Genomic DNA, 15310 nt, shown 5'->3' with positions numbered 1-15310 from the left:
CGCAGGCTCACGATTCCTGCGGGTCGTCCTTCGGCCGCTCCGGGTCGTCGGCCGGCTTCTCGCCCGCGAGCTTCTCCAGCTCCGCGATCGGGTCGCCGAGCTCGGCGCGTGAGACGAACGCCGCAGGGTCTTCGAGGTCGTCGGCCGACGGGATGAGGTCCGGGTGCGCCCAGATCGCGTCGCGCCCTGCGATGCCGCGCTGCTCACCGAGCAGCCGCCACAGCTCGGCCGCCGCGCGCAGCCTGCGCGGGCGCAGCTCCAGCCCGACGACGGTGGCGAAGGTCTGCTCGGCGGGCCCCCCGGAGGCGCGCCTGCGCCGCAGCGTCTCGCGCAGCGCTTCCGCGCCGGGGAGGCGCTCGCCGACGGCCTCGGCGACGACGGCGTCGACCCAGCCCTCGATCAGCGCCAGCATCGTCTCCAGCCGCGCGAGCGCAGCCTTCTGCTCCGGCGTGGTCTCCGGCTCGAACATCCCCGTCTGCATGGCCTCTTCGATGGCGGCGGGGTTGGAGGGGTCGATGCCGCGCGCGAGCTCCTCGATGCGGGAGCTGTCGACCTTGATCCCGCTGGCGTACGCCTCGACGGCGCCGATCAGCCGCTCCTTGAGCCACGGGACGTGCGCGAACAACCGCTGGTGGGCGGCCTCCCTGGCGGCGAGGAAGATCATGACCTCGCTCGCGGGCCGGCCGAGGTCCTTGGTGAACTTCTCGACGTTCTCCGGCATCAGCGCAGCGACGCGATCGGGGCCGACCGGGATCCCGATGTCGGTCGAGGTGAGCACCTCGGCCGCGAGCTGGGCGAGACCGTTGCCGAGCTGGCTGCCGAACGCGAGCCCGCCCATCTGGCCGAGCATCGCGAGCATCGGGCCGGCGGCGGCACGCGCCTCCTCCGGCATCGCGTCGACCCACGCCCCGGACACCCGCTGCGCCACCGGGTCGCACAGCCGCTTCCAGGTCGGCAGGCTCGCGTCGACCCATTCGCTCGCCGACCAGGCCTTGACCTCCGTCGCGCCGGCCGGGAAGTCGGTGGCGGGGTCGAGCCACAGCTCGGCCAGCTTCACGGCGTCGCTCACAGCGGCTCGCTGGGCGCCGGTCAGCGACGACGTCGTCGCCGCGAGGCGCTGGCGGGCCATCTGGGCGGCGAGGTCGTAGTTGACGGGGCCGCCGCCGGCGCTCTGCGACTGGCTCAGCATCTGTCCGAGCTGCGTGAGCATCTGTCCGAGCTGGCTGACGTCGAAACCGGCCGGCATGCCGGGCATACCGGGCATTCCGGGGAACCCGGGAATGCCTCCCTCCGGCATGCCGGGCAGGTTGCCGAGGCCGAACGGGTCAGCGGGGCCTTCACCGGATGGGCGCTCGGGCTCCTTGTCCTTGTCTCGGTCACGGTCGGCGGGCCCGAAGCCGAACGGGGTATCGCTCATGGGCACCACGGTACGCGGGACCGCCCGGACGTGCGTTCGCTGTCAGCGTCAACCGGACGTCGAACCTGCACCGACTGCCTGCGGGAACTGTCGACTCCCTGCGGTGGCACGAGCCCGCGGCGGTACCGTACGGGGATCCCACCGGTGGCCCGCATAGGCTCGTGATCGTGAACCGCCGCACGCTGACCGCCTTCGCCGCGGGCCTCATCGCGTTGGCGATCGCCGTGATCGGTGTGACCGTCCCCGTTCCGCTCGTCGCGCTGGGCCCCGGTCCCACCTACGACACGCTGAGCGACGTCGACGGCAAGCCGGTCGTGGCGGTCGACGGCCTCCCCCAGTTCGGTACCTCCGGGCACCTCAACATGACCACCGTGTCGGTGACCGACCGGCTCACGCTGTTCTCGGTGCTCGGGTTCTGGGCGGCGGGGGAGCGCAGGGTCGTGCCGCGCGACCAGATCTTCCCGCCCGAGAAGAGCGACAGCGAGGTGCAGAAGGAGAACACCGAGGCGTTTGCGGCGTCGGAGGCCAACGCCGAGGTCGCAGCGCTGATGAAGCTGGCGATCCCGACCAGGGTGGTGGTCGGCGAGCTGGTGGAGAACTCCCCCGCGGCCGGCGCGCTCGAGGTCGGCGACGAGCTGGTGGCGGTCTCCGGGCGGCCGGTGCAGACGTCGCTCGCGGTGTCGGAGGCGCTGTCCAGCACCACGCCGGGCCAGACGGTGACGGTGACGCTGCGCCGCGCAGGGGTGCAGCGCGACGCCTCCGTGGTGCTCGGCTCCAGCCCCGACCGCCCGCAGGGCCTGCTCGGCGTCCGGCCCGAGGTCGAGCCGCAGGCGGGCGACATCAGCATCAGCCTCGGCGACATCGGGGGCCCGTCGGCCGGGCTGATGTTCGCGCTAGCGGTGGTCGACAAGCTGACGCCGGGCGAGCTCACGGGCGGTCGGTTCATCGCGGGAACCGGAACGATCACCCAGGACGGCCGGGTCGGACCGATCGGCGGCATCCCGTTCAAGATGCGCGCCGCGCGCGACGCCGGTGCCACGGAGTTCCTCGTGCCCGCCGACAACTGCGTCGAGGCCGCCGCCAACAAGCCGGACGGGCTGTCGCTCGTCCGCGCGGCGACGCTCGACGACGCGATCAAGGGGCTCGACGCGCTCCGCGAGGGCCTCCAACCCGTCGCCTGCTGAGCTACCGGGCAGAGCCACGGCGGAAGCGGGCGAACCGTACATTCGAGGCCCGAACGGGAACCCAACACCACGTCCGTAGAGTTGGGTTAGCAGAGTGCACTGTCAGGCCTGATGCTATGGAGTCACGGAGAGCCACGGCATCGGCGCCGACGGTACGCCCAGCACCCGAAATCCCGAATCACTGGAGCGTGTCCCGTGGCCATGCGGCCCCCGGTGGGAGCCCCGTCGCTGACCCGCCGTACCCGGATCCTGCTGGTCGCGGCCGGAGTGCTGGTGCTGCTCCTGCTCGGTGGCTCCCGGATGATCGGCCTCTACATCGACTGGCTGTGGTTCGGCGAGGTCGGTTTCCGCGGGGTGTTCGCCACGCGGCTGTTCACCCAGATCGTGCAGTTCATCGTCGGCGGGCTGCTGGTCGGTGGGCTCGTGGCGCTCTCGCTGTGGATCGCCTACCGCTCGCGGCCGGTGTTCGTGCCGGTCACCGGGCCGGAGGACCCGATCGCCCGCTACCGCACGCTGATCATCCAGCGGCTGCGGGTCTTCGCGGTCGGCATCCCGGTCGCCATCGGCCTGATCGCGGGCTTTGCCGCGGTCGGCGATTGGCAGACCGTGCAGCTGTTCCTCAACTCCACGCCGTTCAACGTGCCCGACCCGCAGTTCGGCCTCGACGTCAGCTTCTACGCGTTCCAGCTGCCGTTCTACCGCCACGTGCTCGACTGGCTGTTCGTCGCGGTCGCGGTCAGCTTCGCGGTCGCGCTGGTCACCCACTACATCTTCGGCGGGATCCGGCTCACCGGCCGGGCCGGGCAGGTCTCGACCGCCGCCCGTGCCCAGCTCGCGATCATCGCCGGCATCTTCGTGCTGCTCAAGGCCGTCGCGTACTACTTCGACCGCTACGAGTTGCTCTACAACGACCGCAGCGACGTCTTCACCGGTGCCACGTACACCGACCTCAACGCGGTGATGCCGGCGAAGCTCATCCTGCTGTTCATCTCGATCATCTGCGCCGCAGCCTTCTTCGTCGCCGTCTTCCGGCGCAACCTGCAGCTGCCCGCGATCGCGACGGTGCTGCTCGTGCTGTCCAGTGTGCTGATCGGCGCGGCCTGGCCCGCGGTGCTGCAGCAGTTCGTCGTCGCGCCCAACGCCAACGAGCGTGAGGCAGTCTCGATCGAGCGGAACATCGCCGCCACCCGGTTCGCCTACGGGATCGGCCCCGAAAAGGTGAAGAGGGTCGACTACAGCGGCAGCGCCGTCGGGCAGCCCTCGGAGATCCGCAACGACAAGGCGACGGTGCCGAACATCCGGCTGCTCGACCCCGCGAAGATCTCCGACACGTTCACCCAGCGCCAGGCCGGCCTGCAGGTGTTCGGCTTCGCCCCGAAGCTCGACATCGACCGCTACAACGTCGGCGGGAAGACGGAGGAGTACGTCGTCGCCGCGCGTGAGCTCAACAGCGCGGGCCTCACCGGCAACCAGACCGACTGGATCAACCGCTACCTCGTCTACACCCACGGCAACGGCATGGTCGTCGCGCCGGCCAACCGGCCCGACCAGATCCTCAACGAGTCGACGGGTGCAGGCGGCCTGCCGGCGTTCACCAGCATCGACATCGACAGCTCGACCGGGGACAAGGTCCCGGAGAGCATGCGCGTGCCGGAGCCGCGGATCTACTACGGCGAGCTCATCGACAACTACTCGATCGTCGGGGCGCAGCAGGGCACGACGCCGCTCGAGTACGACTCCGACACCCGCCGGTACACCTACACCGGCAAGGGCGGCGTCTCGCTCGGCAACTTCGTCAACCGGCTCGTCTTCTCGATCTACTACGGCGAGCGCAACATCCTGTTCAACAGCTCGATCAACGACAACTCGAAGATCATGTACGTGCGGAACCCGCGCGACCGGGTGCAGCAGGTGGCGCCGTGGCTCACGCCCGACACCGACCCGTACCCCGCGATCGTCGACGGGCGGATCCAGTGGATCGTCGACGGGTTCACGACGCTGAAGAACTTCCCCTATGCCGAGCGGACCTCGCTGGGGCAGGCCACCGCCGACGCGCTGCAGGGCCCCGATCGCCTCGACCAGCAGGTCAGCTACATGCGCAACTCGGTGAAGGCGACCGTCGACGCGTACGACGGCACCGTCACGCTCTACGCGTTCGACGAGCAGGACCCGGTGCTGCAGACCTGGATGAAGGCCTTCCCCGGCACCGTCAAGCCGAAGGCCGAGATCAGCGCCAGCCTGCAGTCGCACTTCCGGTACCCGGAGGACCAGTTCAAGGTGCAGCGGGAGCTGCTGACGAAGTACCACGTCGACAACCCGATCGAGTTCTACGGCAACGTCTCCTTCTGGGACGTGCCCTCCGACCCGACGGTGCAGAACAACACCACCGGCGCGGCGCAGCCGCCGTACTACGTGCTCGCCGGCGACCCGAGCGGGCCGAGCGGGCCGAACCAGGGCGAGGCGACATTCCAGCTCACCAGCCCGCTGGTGTTCCGCGACCGGCAGATCATGTCCGCGTACATGTCCGCGAGCGCCGATCCGGATACGTACGGGCAAATATCGCTGCTGCAACTACCGTCGAACAACCAGACGCTCGGCCCGCAGCAGGTGCAGACGACGTTCCTGGGTTCGACCGACGTGAGCAGCCAGATATCGCTGCTGACGAGGAACGGGCAAAGCTCGATCGTCTACGGCAACCTGCTGACCTTGCCGGTGGCGGGCGGGCTGCTGTTCGTCGAGCCGGTGTACATCGAGCGGACGGGCTCGCAGGCCGCGACGTCCTACCCGCAGCTGGCCAGGGTGCTCGTGTACTTCAACGGGCGGGTCGGGTTCAGCCCTGACATCAGCAAGGCGCTCGACCAGGTGTTCGGCGCTGGGGCGGGGGCGGGCGCAACACAAGTGCCCGGCTCGACGGGCGGCACACCCGCCCCGGGTGTGACGCCACCCGCACCCAACGCGGGCGGCACGGCCTCACCTGCGCTCGCCCAGGCGGCGACGGAGATCCAGACCGCGTTGAACAACCTCAAGGCGGCCCAGCGCGACGGCAACTTCGCCGCGCAGGGTGACGCACTGGCCGCGCTCGACGCGGCCGTGGCGAAGTTCCAGGCTGCGCAGGCGGCTCCGCCGGCCGCTCCGCCGGCCGCACCGCCGGCGAACCCGACACCCGCGCCCGGGCCAGGCGGCTGAGCGAGCTGGGCGGCGGCACCCCGCGGTGCCGCCGCCCACCCGCTCTGACCTGCTAGAACGGCAGAGTGGACCCCCCGCTGCGAGCGGGTGTCCGGGGGGTGTACAGTTCTAAATGCAACGCGGGGTGGAGCAGCTCGGTAGCTCGCTGGGCTCATAACCCAGAGGTCGTAGGTTCGAATCCTACCCCCGCTACCACGACGAGAGGCCCTCGACCGACACGGTCGAGGGCCTCTCGTCTTTGCTGGTCGTGCATGGGTTCAGTGCGCATCGAGCAGCTCCAGCAGGCGCGCTACGCACTCCTGAGGGTGCGAGATGAACCCGTTGTGGCCGCCCGGGAACGTGGCCAGCGGGCGCCCGAGCGCCGCGGCCAGAGCTCGCGCGCATCGGTGTGCGTACACGTCCGTCGACGTCTCACCGGCCGCCGGGAGCATCCGCTCGGCAACGCCCTGCAGCGCATCGCGATCGGGCTCGTACCGGCGTACCGCTGGGAGGTCGTGCTCGAGGAAGAAGGCGAGATCGCGGATTGCTTGGGGTGCCGGTGGCGGGCCCTCAGGGGCCGAGAATCCGACCATGGCCATCAGGTGGGGGACGGCGGCGGGCAGACCCCCGACGCGGTAGGCGCTCGCCGCCGCGGCTTCGAGCTGCTCGGCTGCGGCGCGATCGGCTCCGCCGAGCAGTCCGACCGCCGGTGGCTCGTGTGCGACCAGAAGGCGGACGCGATCGGGATGGCGGGCCAGCAGGTCGAGCCCGATCAGCGCGCCGATGCTGGCCCCGACGACGACGGCCGGCTCCTCGGCGAGCGCGTCGAGCAGCCGGCGGGCGTCATCGGCGTGCACGGCCACGCCGTGCGCGCCCACCGGACCGTGCAGGCAACTGCGGGAAAGACCCCGCCGGTCGTAGGTCAGTACGGTCCAGCGGTCGCTGAGTCCGGCCGCCAGTGCATCGCTGTGCTCGGCAGCGCCCGATCCGCCCTGCATGAGCAGCAGCGGTGGACCGGCACCGCGCCGGCGGTAATAGAGGTCGGCACCAGGAACGGGCAGGACGCCCTCGGACGGCTTCACCTGCGCCAGGATATGCATCTCTTCATGATGTATCAATAAGTGATGCATCAGATTCTGGTGTAGCGTCTCGGTGGTGCACGGGCTCGAACTCTTCCTGCTCGGCCGCGCCCTGACGAAGATCGGCGAGCAGGCGCTGCCTCGCGCGCTCTACCACCGGTTGCCGCCGGGCGTGCGGGCGATCGCAGTCGACGTCGCGGAGCACCCGGACAGCTCGGTCACCGAGATCGTCCAGCGCACCGGCTACCGGCAGAGCCAGGTCTCGGCCGGGCTCGAGCGGCTGCGTGAGCTCGGGGTGGTGGTGACCGCGCCCGACCCCGTGGACCGGCGGCGCACCCTCGCCCGCCCCCATCCCGACACCGAGCAGCGGGTCGCCGAGCACCTCGCCGAGCCGGTCGACGCCGCTGTCCGCGCGGCTATCGGCACCGAGGACCCGCGCGTGATCGAGGAGGTCCTCGGTGCGCTGGAGACGCTGTCCCGACATCTCGGAAGGGCGCATCGATGACGATCGAGATCATCCAACCGGACGGGCTGGACGACCCCGATACCTACAGCCACGTCGTCGTCGCGACGGGCAGCCGAATGGTGTTCGTGGCCGGGCAAATGTCGGACGACAAAGACGGCAACCTCGTGCATTCCGGCGATTTCGCAGCTCAGGCCGTCCAGGTCTTCGCCAACCTCGGTAAGGCGCTCGCTGCCGCGGGGGCACAGCCGGACCAGGTCAGCAAGATCACGATCTACGTCGTGGGCCACCGCCAGGAGTACCTGCCGATCATCGAGCAGGCCCGGATCACCCTCTTCCGCGACCACAAGCCGACCGACGTCCTGCTTGGGGTGCAATCCCTCGCCGCGCCCGGCTACCTGATCGAGGTCGACGCGATCGCCGTGGTCTGAGCAACTCCGCGCGCCGTCACTCCGTCGTACCGGCCGCAAACCCGTCGACGGTCATGCCAGCGGTCGGGTTTGCTGGTGCAGACGATCTTCGAGGGGGCAAGTCACATGGAGGAGCCGGACGTCCGACGCGCGATCGAGGCAGGGCGGGCGACGGCTTCCGCAGCGGGTCTTCGGGCCGACGACGCGGTTGTCGTCCACAACTCCGACCGCATCGCGATGCGCATGCTCCCTTGCGACGTTCTTGCGCGAGTGGCGCCAGCAGCGCATCGGGTCGAGTCGGAGTTCGAGGTCGAGGTCGCCCGCCGGCTCGCTGCCGTCGATGGCCCGGTGGCCGAGCTCGACCCGCGTGTCGAACCGCGGGTCCATGTCCGCGACGGCTTCGCCATCTCGCTGTGGACGTACTACGAACCGTCGGGGTCGGAGATCGCGCCCGTCGACTACGCCGAAGCTCTCTCGCAGGTCCACGCCGCTCTCCGCCAGGTCGATCTGGTGGCACCGCGCTTCACGGACCGGGTTGCCGGCGCGCTGAGCGCGTTGGGCGAGCGGGAGCAGACGCCGGCGCTGTGTGAACCCGACCGGGAGCTCCTCCTCGGCTCGCTCAGCGGCCTGAACGACGGGGACGGCAAGGAGCAGCTGCTGCACGGCGAGCCGCACCCGGGCAACCTGCTCGACACGCGTCGCGGGCCGCTCTTCATCGACCTCGCAACCTGTTGCCGCGGGCCGATCGAGTTCGATCTCGCCCATGCTCCCGAGGACGTTGCAGCGCACTATCCCGGCGTCGACGACGCCCTCGTTCACCGGTGCCGCGTCCTGAACTGGGCGATGTTCACGACATGGCGCTTCCGCCGGGACGACCAGTTCCCGGACCGCGACCGGTGGCGTCGGGAAGGGCTCGACAATGTCCGAGCCGCCCTCGAACGCTCCGGACGGGATTGAGGCCCGTTCTGTATCGGGTCAGCGGATCAGGGTGTGATGCCCGGCTACCGCGACCGCTGCAGCCACCGTGGCGACGCCACCCTGCTGGACCGCCCTCGCCTTGAGGCTGGGTGCGACGGGCAGGACGGCGCGGCCGGTGCGCGGGTCGACGCGCGGAGCGTTGTCGACGAGGCCGACGCCGGACTTCAGGTTCCGATCGATCTTGCGGTGGACCCGCTTCAGGTTGTCGTCGCTACCCGACCCGGCTCGGTCAGGCCGACCACATTCTTGACATGCGCTGGACGGAAAGCATACGCGAGTTGCCGCAGCTGATTTGCGCAAACATTGCCGAAGATTTGCCGGCATGCTATTAGTCGTATTTCCGACGAGTTGGGGGAATCATGATCAAATTTGTGGGGTTGGTCGCCGACCGCGCCCTTGAGTTTGTAGTTCCGAAGTCCGAGGCTTCGGCTGCCGTGGGGACCTGCAATCCGACCCTGTGTCCCGGCTCGGGCTGCTACGACTGGACCTGCTGTCAGAACGGCAGCACCATCCACCTCTGGTGGAAGCGCAGCTGCCGCAACTCGAACCAGCAGTGCTACCAGGAGGTAGGCGACCGTTGCTCGTGAAGTCGGGCTGAGCAGGGGTGTCGCGCCGCGTGGCAGCGGCGCGACATTGCCCTGACATGTACCGCCTCCAGCCTTGCGGGAACAAACTCGTTCTCGCACCGCGGAGGAATCATGATCGACGAGGGCCGACTGCACGACCTGCTCGGCAGATTCATCAATGACCTCGGCGCGACGATGCACGCCGGCAACATGGTCGTCGGGCACCGGCTCGGCCTGTACCAGGCGCTCGCCGCGCAGCCTTGCACGGCGGAGGAGCTCGCGGCCCGGACCGGATGCGCTGCCCGCTACCTCACCGAATGGTTGCGCGGCCAGGCCGCCGGCGGGTACGTCTGCGTTGAGCCCGAGACCGGGAGGTACTGGCTCGACGATGAGCAGGCGTTCACACTCACCAACCCGGAGAACGGCGTGTACCTGCCGGGGGCGTTCGTGTTCGCGCTGGGTGCTCTGCGCGCGGAGCCGCAGCTCACCGAGGCCTTCCGGACCGGGGCCGGCATCGGGTGGCACGAGCACGACCAGGACGTGTTCATCGGCTGCGAGCAGTTCTTCCGTCCTGGCTACATCGCCAACCTGCTGACCAGCTGGATCCCCGCGCTCGACGGTGTCGAGGAGAAGCTGCGCGCCGGCGCAACGGTCGCCGATGTCGGTTGCGGCCTCGGCGCGTCCGCGATGCTGCTCGCCGGTGCCTTCCCCGATGCGACGATCGTCGGCTCGGACCTGCACGAAGGCTCGATCGAACTGGCCCGCAAGCGCGCCGTGGAAGCGGGCGTCACCGGGCGGGTCGAGTTCGAGGTCGCCTCCGCCCAGGACTTCTCCACCACTGGGGCCGATCTGGTCACGACGTTCGACTGCCTGCACGACATGGGCGACCCGGTCGGTGCCGCCCGGCACATCCGCGAGGCGCTCAGCCCTGGCGGAACCTGGATGATCGTGGAGCCGTTCGCGGGCGACACCTTCCAGGACAACCTCAACCCGCTCGGCCGCACGTCCTACTGCTTCTCCACGTATCTGTGCGTCCCCAGTGCGATGTCGCAGCCCGGCGGGTACGCCATCGGCTCGCAAGGGGGTGAGGCGGCGATCCGTGAAGTGGTGGACGCCGCCGGGTTCCGCGGCTTCCACCGGGTCGCCGAGACCCCGTTCAACCTCGTCTTCGAAGCCCGTCCATGAGCACGGCTATAGCGTCGACAACGACGTTATGGCTGTTCTGAAACGTTCCAAGTAGCCAAAACGTCGTTGTCGACGCCGGATCACCCGAGGGGGTCGGAGACGGCGAGCGGCGGGCCGACGAAGTCGATCCCGGCTGCCGAGCCGACGGCGGCGAGCTGAGCTGGGTCGAGCGGGCCGGACGCCAGCTCGGCCGACATCTCGAAGAACCTTTCGAGACCGGACGGTGCGGTGATCACGAGCAGGCGACCTGGCGTGGCACCCAGGTTCTGGAACGCGTGCGGGATCCCGCGCGGGCCGAAGGCCATGCCGCCCCGGGAAAGCGTGATGATGGTGTCGCCCAGCTTGAAGCGGTAGTCGCCCTCGAGGACCCACCACAGCTCGTCCTCGCGGTGGTGGACGTGCGCCGCCGGCCCGTCCATCGGAGTGCTCAGGATCTCCAGCACGGTCATGCTGCCGCTGGTGCTGGACGTTCCGGCCTTGATGGTGACGGAGCTGCCCGTCGGGGTCGGCAGTGTCGTGCCTTCGCCGGCCGGCACGGCGAACGGTGGGACCGACATCGACATGGCGACCTCCCACATCCGAGGCGGAGCCGGAGGCTCCCTGCGCGGGCCAATCGTCCGCGCAGGGGGCCGCCGGTCCCAAGGAGGGCAGCACCCGAACGACCGGGTGTTTACTCCACGCCGAAGGGCTCGGCGTAGCGGATCCGCCCGCTCGGCAGCGGGCTGCCGTCGAGCGAGAGCGCCATCAACGCGTCGCCGACATCATCGATCGAGATCGTGATGCCGTGCTCGGCCGCCCGGACGAACCCGAACCGCGGGTAGTACGTCGGGTGCCCGAGCACCACGACGTACCGTTCGCCCAGCTCCGTCGCGGCGGCCAGCGCCGCGCGGATCGCGGCAGATCCGGCCCCGATCCGTTGCGAACTCGGCAGGGCTGCGCAGGGCCCGAGGGCCAGCACCGGCGTGTCGCCGACGTGGGCCCGAGTGAGCAGCGCGTAGCCGACGGGCGTGCCGGCCGGGTCGACGGAGATGATCGACAGCTCCGGGACCCAGCTCGGGTCGGCACGCAGTGCGTCGACGAGATCGGCCTCCAACGCGGTGTCGAACGCCGCGAGGTTGATCTGGTGGATGGCGGTGATGTCGGCGCCGGTCTCGGCGCGCGTCGTCCACTCATGGGACATGGCTTGTTGTTCCGTTCTGCGTCGTCTTGGGTCCGAGCGGCCGTTCAGAAGGCCGATCGGTGGGTGGACGTCAGGCCACGACCCCATGGGTGGGGGCAGCGGCCGCCGGCGCGGTCATCAACCCACCCCTTTCGCGAGAACTCGGAACAGCGCGACCGTAACACCATCCGCTGTCGAAGGCGCGCGACTTTCCGGTCGGCTCAGTCGCGTCCGTAGGTCTTGAGGAACACGTCGACGGCGGAGTCGGCGATACGGTCGAGTTTCTCCTCGGGGGGCAGTGCCTCGGTCCCGGAGAACATGACCTGGTTCATCGGTTGGTACATGACCAGGCCCGCGAACTGGTAGGCGGCGAGGGTCGGGTCGTCGAGCTCGCGCAAGAGGCCGCGCTCCGCGAGGCGCTGCAGCGCTGCGCCCAGGATCACCAGCGCGTTGTCGAAACCGCGGTCGAACCACGCCTTTCCGACGTCGGGGAAGCGGTCGGCCTCCGCGATCACCAGCCGGCGCAGCTTCAACACCTCGGGCCGCAACAGGCTCCGCAGGTAGCTGCCGGCGAGCTCGCGCAGCGCGACGCGCACGTCGTCCGCGTCGTCGAGGGTGCTGGCAGCCGTCGACGAGAGCCCGTCGACCACCCGGACGGTCGTGTCGAGGATGGTCTCGGCGTACAGCCGCTGCTTGTCGGGGAAGTGCTTGTAGAGCGTCTGCTTCGACACCGACGCGCGCGTGGCCACCTCGTCGGTGGTGGCGCCCAGGTAGCCGTTCTGCTGGAACACGTCGGCGGCGGCGTCGATGATCGCCTGCCGTTTGAGCTCCTGACGATCCACGTGTCCTCCTGATGAACAGCCTGACAAGTACTGTACAGTACCGTACGTGTTCAGGTGCGGTACCGTTCAGTACTTGCCACGAACGAGGGAGACGGCGATGGGCACGGTCACTTCAGCAGACGGCACGAGCATCCGGTTCGACGTCATCGGCGCAGGTCAGCCCCTGATCGTCGTCGATGGCGCGACGGCGCACCGGGCGGTGGCGAACTGGAACACCGAGCTGGGCGAACAGCTCGCCGACGAGTTCCGGATCTACACCTACGACCGGCGAGGGCGGGGTGAGAGCGGCGACACCGCCCCGTATGCGATGCAGCGCGAGATCGAGGACCTCGCAGCGCTCATCGAGGAGGCCGGCGGTTCGGCGACGGTACTGGGGATCTCGTCGGGCGGCGTTCTGTCGCTGGACGCGGCCACGGCCGGGCTGCCGATCAGCCGGCTCGCGCTGTTCGAGCCCCCGTTCGTCGTCGACGGCACCCGGCCGCCGCTGCCGTCCGACTACGTCGAGCAGCTCGACGCGTTCGTCGCGCAGGGTCGTCGCGGCGACGCCGTCGAGCTGTTCATGACCGCGGCCGCCGGGGTGCCGAAGGAGTTCGTGGCCGGGATGCGGCAGAGCCCGTTCTGGTCGGGGCTGGAGGACATCGCCCACACGATCGCCTACGACGGCCGCTTCATGGGCACGACGATGTCCGGCGCGCCGCTCCCGACCGACCGGTGGGCGCTGACCGTGCCCACGTTGGTCATGCACGGCGATCGCACGCCGCCTTCGCTCATGTCAGGGCCACGCGCGCTCGTCGAGCTGCTGCCGACCGCGACCCTGCGCGTGGTCGACGGCGCCGATCACAGCTTCGAGGCCAAGTCGCTCGCGCAGGCCCTTCGCGAGTTCGCAAGCAACTAGAACGAACCCCCTTCCCCGAAAGGACTCCTCATGCGCAAGGTGACCGCAGGCCTCTTCAGCACGATCGACGGTGTTGTCGAGTCCCCCGACCAGTGGCAGACCGCCTTCGACGACGAGATGGGCGCCGAGCTCTCCCGCATGCTCGAGGCGCAGGACACCGTGCTGCTGGGCCGCGTGACCTACACCGAGTGGGCCGGGTACTGGCCGACGTCCACCGACGAGCCGTTCGCGACCTGGATCAACAACGCCCCGAAGTACGTCGCGTCGACGACGCTCGACTCGGTCGACGAGTGGTCGAACAGCACCCTGATCAAGGGCTCGGTCGCGGACTTCGTGCGCGACCTTCGCGAGCAGGACGGCGGCGACATCGGCACCGCCGGCAGCCCGTCGCTGGTGCGCTCCCTGATCGCCGAAGGGCTGGTCGACGAGCTGACGCTGATGATCAGCCCGGTCGTCTCGGGTGGCGGCCGGAGCCGGCTGTTCACCGACGACACCGCTCAGACCACGTTCGAGCTGGTCGAGGCCAAGCCGACCAGCAGCGGAACGATCATCGCGACGTACCGTCCGGCGCGGTAGGACCCTCCTGAGCAGGCTTCACATAGCGCTGGCACGGGACGGTGAGGACGCCATCCTCGGCGGATGCCTCGTAGCCGAAGGGGCCTTCGTCGGCCCAGCCGTTGCGCTCGTAGAAGCGCCGCGCCCGGGTGTTCCCGGCGACCACGGCGAGCCAGGCGGCTGCGTGCCCCGCCTGGGCGACGAGCCGTTCGGCCTCCGCGAGCAGGTGGTCGGCCACCCCGAGCCCGCGGAAGGTCGACGCGACGTACACCTGCTCCACCTCGTCGTCGACGACCATGACGAAGCCGGCGACCGTCCCGTCGACGGTGGCCACGGTGGTGTCAGCGACCCGCTGCGGCGCTCGCACGTCGAACGACTCCGGTGTCCGGACGGCGAGCAACGCGTCGGGGACGTTGCCGAGGTGACCGTCGCGCCAGCCGTCGTGCCAGATCCGCGCGACGGCGGCGGCGTCGCCGGGTGTTGCGGGGCGCAGCCGCACGTCCACCATGGCCGCCACCCTAATGGGGCTACCGGAAGGGCATGTACCCGTGCGCGACCTGCCAGTGCCCACCCGCCGCGATCCGGTCGAGCACGAGCCGCTGCAGCGCGGTGTTGCGGGGCAGCCGGTCGAGGTCGTCGAGGTCCCTGGTGCTGAACACGAAGTAGACCGTGCTGCCGTTGTCGTCCCACGGGGTGCCGTACGGGGTGAAGCGCCTGCCGAACCGTGCGATGTTCGACTCCGGGCCGACGTTGTCGAGCAGGTACGGGTCGAGCAGCCACGACGTCAGCGTCGCCGTGCGCGCCGGCCGCTCGGGGAAGTGCGTCGCGAAGAACCGCCTCGCCTGCTCGAAGCTGGCGTCGACGACGTCCGGCCGGAGCGGGCCGGTCTCGGGGATGTGCACGTCGATCACCCACTCGCCGTGCTCGACGCCCGGGACGGGCTCGCGGGGCTGCTGGAGCAGGAAGTGCAGCCGCCCGAGGTGGTAGAGGCCGCCGCTCCAAGCGGCGGTGAGCCACCAGTGCGTCTCCAACCCGAACTCGCCGTGCGTCCTGCGGTGCAGCGCGAGATGGCGCCCGAGGTCGGCGAGGGTCGCCCTGCTGATCTCGTCGGGCACGCCCCGCTCGCGGTGGAATCGCCGCAGGTCGGGCAAGGTCTGCAGGAACCCGGCCAGCGACACCAGCGGATCGGTCGGCATCTCCTCGTCGCGCGGGGCGCTCGGGAACGTGCCGATCCGCGCCCGGAGCGTCGCCGCGAACCGGGCGACCTCCTGCTCGTCGACGACCATCCGTTCGGTGTCGGCACGGTCGGCGTCCGTGAAACCGAGCAGACGGAAGTCGTCGGCGGTCGTCACGGCAGCGCTCACCGCTCTGACGCTACCGTCAGCCATCAGATGAGCGACGGGAAGGGGAGT

At 69.8% G+C, this 15310-nt stretch carries 15 protein-coding genes and 1 tRNA gene; 9 read left to right on the top strand and 7 right to left on the bottom strand.

Annotation, left to right across the window (positions count from 1 at the left end; translation table 11 throughout):
• Positions 1-7 precede the first annotated feature (7 nt).
• Entirely contained in the window at positions 8-1417 is a 1410-nt protein-coding gene (locus tag LL648_RS00555) for a zinc-dependent metalloprotease (RefSeq protein WP_232660357.1), read from the bottom strand.
• A 167-nt stretch (positions 1418-1584) separates the two neighbouring features.
• Here LL648_RS00555 and LL648_RS00550 point away from each other — a divergent pair, with 167 nt between their 5' ends.
• The 3 genes from LL648_RS00550 to LL648_RS00540 all read left to right on the top strand — a co-directional run bounded on the left by LL648_RS00550 (position 1585) and on the right by LL648_RS00540 (position 5982).
• Positions 1585-2601 carry a YlbL family protein gene (locus tag LL648_RS00550; protein ID WP_232660356.1) on the top strand — a complete coding sequence of 339 codons (1017 nt, stop codon included), beginning with the start codon at positions 1585-1587 and terminating at the stop codon, positions 2599-2601.
• A 201-nt stretch (positions 2602-2802) separates the two neighbouring features.
• Positions 2803-5787 (top strand): UPF0182 family protein, encoded by a 2985-nt coding sequence (locus LL648_RS00545; protein ID WP_232660924.1) that lies wholly within the window; start codon positions 2803-2805, stop codon positions 5785-5787.
• A 118-nt stretch (positions 5788-5905) separates the two neighbouring features.
• Positions 5906-5982, top strand: a tRNA-Met gene (locus LL648_RS00540).
• A 62-nt stretch (positions 5983-6044) separates the two neighbouring features.
• On the opposite strand, the gene LL648_RS00535 is transcribed toward LL648_RS00540, so the two are convergent.
• Positions 6045-6848 carry an alpha/beta fold hydrolase gene (locus tag LL648_RS00535; RefSeq protein WP_232660355.1) on the bottom strand — a complete coding sequence of 268 codons (804 nt, stop codon included), beginning with the start codon at positions 6846-6848 and terminating at the stop codon, positions 6045-6047.
• Between the two features lie 73 nt (positions 6849-6921).
• Between LL648_RS00535 and LL648_RS00530 the strand changes: the two genes are divergently transcribed.
• The 4 genes from LL648_RS00530 (at position 6922) to LL648_RS00515 (ending at position 10447) form a co-directional block, all read left to right on the top strand.
• A complete protein-coding gene (locus LL648_RS00530) occupies positions 6922-7350 on the top strand; it encodes a MarR family transcriptional regulator (RefSeq protein WP_232660354.1) in 429 nt (142 codons plus the stop codon).
• Complete coding sequence (locus LL648_RS00525) at positions 7347-7739, top strand: RidA family protein (RefSeq protein WP_232660353.1); 393 nt, start codon at positions 7347-7349, stop codon at positions 7737-7739. Before LL648_RS00530 ends, LL648_RS00525 begins: the two co-directional genes overlap by 4 nt.
• Positions 7740-7844: 105 nt before the next feature.
• Positions 7845-8675, top strand: coding sequence for a phosphotransferase (locus tag LL648_RS00520; protein ID WP_308190217.1), 831 nt, complete (start codon positions 7845-7847; stop codon positions 8673-8675).
• A 719-nt stretch (positions 8676-9394) separates the two neighbouring features.
• Positions 9395-10447 carry a class I SAM-dependent methyltransferase gene (locus tag LL648_RS00515; protein WP_232660352.1) on the top strand — a complete coding sequence of 351 codons (1053 nt, stop codon included), beginning with the start codon at positions 9395-9397 and terminating at the stop codon, positions 10445-10447.
• Between the two features lie 80 nt (positions 10448-10527).
• Here LL648_RS00515 and LL648_RS00510 read toward each other — a convergent pair whose 3' ends face one another.
• From LL648_RS00510 to LL648_RS00500, 3 genes are all read right to left on the bottom strand, one after another.
• Positions 10528-11010, bottom strand: a complete 483-nt coding sequence (locus tag LL648_RS00510) for a cupin domain-containing protein (RefSeq protein ID WP_232660351.1) — start codon at positions 11008-11010, stop codon at positions 10528-10530.
• A gap of 107 nt (positions 11011-11117) precedes the next feature.
• A complete protein-coding gene (locus LL648_RS00505) occupies positions 11118-11627 on the bottom strand; it encodes a GNAT family N-acetyltransferase (protein ID WP_232660350.1) in 510 nt (169 codons plus the stop codon).
• A 200-nt stretch (positions 11628-11827) separates the two neighbouring features.
• Positions 11828-12448 carry a TetR/AcrR family transcriptional regulator gene (locus LL648_RS00500; protein WP_232660349.1) on the bottom strand — a complete coding sequence of 207 codons (621 nt, stop codon included), beginning with the start codon at positions 12446-12448 and terminating at the stop codon, positions 11828-11830.
• Positions 12449-12521: 73 nt separating this feature from the next.
• Here LL648_RS00500 and LL648_RS00495 point away from each other — a divergent pair, with 73 nt between their 5' ends.
• Entirely contained in the window at positions 12522-13343 is an 822-nt protein-coding gene (locus tag LL648_RS00495; protein ID WP_232660348.1) for an alpha/beta fold hydrolase, read from the top strand.
• Between the two features lie 30 nt (positions 13344-13373).
• Complete coding sequence (locus tag LL648_RS00490) at positions 13374-13919, top strand: dihydrofolate reductase family protein (protein WP_232660347.1); 546 nt, start codon at positions 13374-13376, stop codon at positions 13917-13919.
• On the opposite strand, the gene LL648_RS00485 is transcribed toward LL648_RS00490, so the two are convergent.
• Both LL648_RS00485 and LL648_RS00480 read right to left on the bottom strand, forming a co-directional pair.
• Positions 13891-14406, bottom strand: coding sequence for a GNAT family N-acetyltransferase (locus tag LL648_RS00485; RefSeq protein ID WP_232660346.1), 516 nt, complete (start codon positions 14404-14406; stop codon positions 13891-13893). The genes LL648_RS00490 and LL648_RS00485 overlap by 29 nt on opposite strands.
• 19 nt (positions 14407-14425) lie before the next feature.
• Complete coding sequence (locus LL648_RS00480) at positions 14426-15262, bottom strand: acyltransferase domain-containing protein (RefSeq protein WP_232660345.1); 837 nt, start codon at positions 15260-15262, stop codon at positions 14426-14428.
• Positions 15263-15310: the final 48 nt, after the last annotated feature.

It is taken from the genome of Pseudonocardia sp. TRM90224, assembly GCF_021245725.1.
In the GTDB taxonomy this organism is placed as follows: Bacteria; Actinomycetota; Actinomycetes; order Mycobacteriales; family Pseudonocardiaceae; genus Pseudonocardia.
The sequence above is the reverse complement of the archived record's forward strand: the minus strand, read 5'-3'. Positions and strand labels throughout refer to the sequence as shown.

Coding starts and splice junctions, on each gene's coding strand:
- LL648_RS00525 (WP_232660353.1), top strand. CDS start 7,347: ATGACGATCGAGATCATCCAACCGGACGGGCTGGACGACCCCGATACC.
- LL648_RS00520 (WP_308190217.1), top strand. CDS start 7,845: ATGGAGGAGCCGGACGTCCGACGCGCGATCGAGGCAGGGCGGGCGACG.
- LL648_RS00545 (WP_232660924.1), top strand. CDS start 2,803: ATGCGGCCCCCGGTGGGAGCCCCGTCGCTGACCCGCCGTACCCGGATC.
- LL648_RS00505 (WP_232660350.1), bottom strand. CDS start 11,627: ATGTCCCATGAGTGGACGACGCGCGCCGAGACCGGCGCCGACATCACC.
- LL648_RS00490 (WP_232660347.1), top strand. CDS start 13,374: ATGCGCAAGGTGACCGCAGGCCTCTTCAGCACGATCGACGGTGTTGTC.
- LL648_RS00510 (WP_232660351.1), bottom strand. CDS start 11,010: ATGTCGATGTCGGTCCCACCGTTCGCCGTGCCGGCCGGCGAAGGCACG.
- LL648_RS00555 (WP_232660357.1), bottom strand. CDS start 1,417: ATGAGCGATACCCCGTTCGGCTTCGGGCCCGCCGACCGTGACCGAGAC.
- LL648_RS00485 (WP_232660346.1), bottom strand. CDS start 14,406: ATGGTGGACGTGCGGCTGCGCCCCGCAACACCCGGCGACGCCGCCGCC.
- LL648_RS00515 (WP_232660352.1), top strand. CDS start 9,395: ATGATCGACGAGGGCCGACTGCACGACCTGCTCGGCAGATTCATCAAT.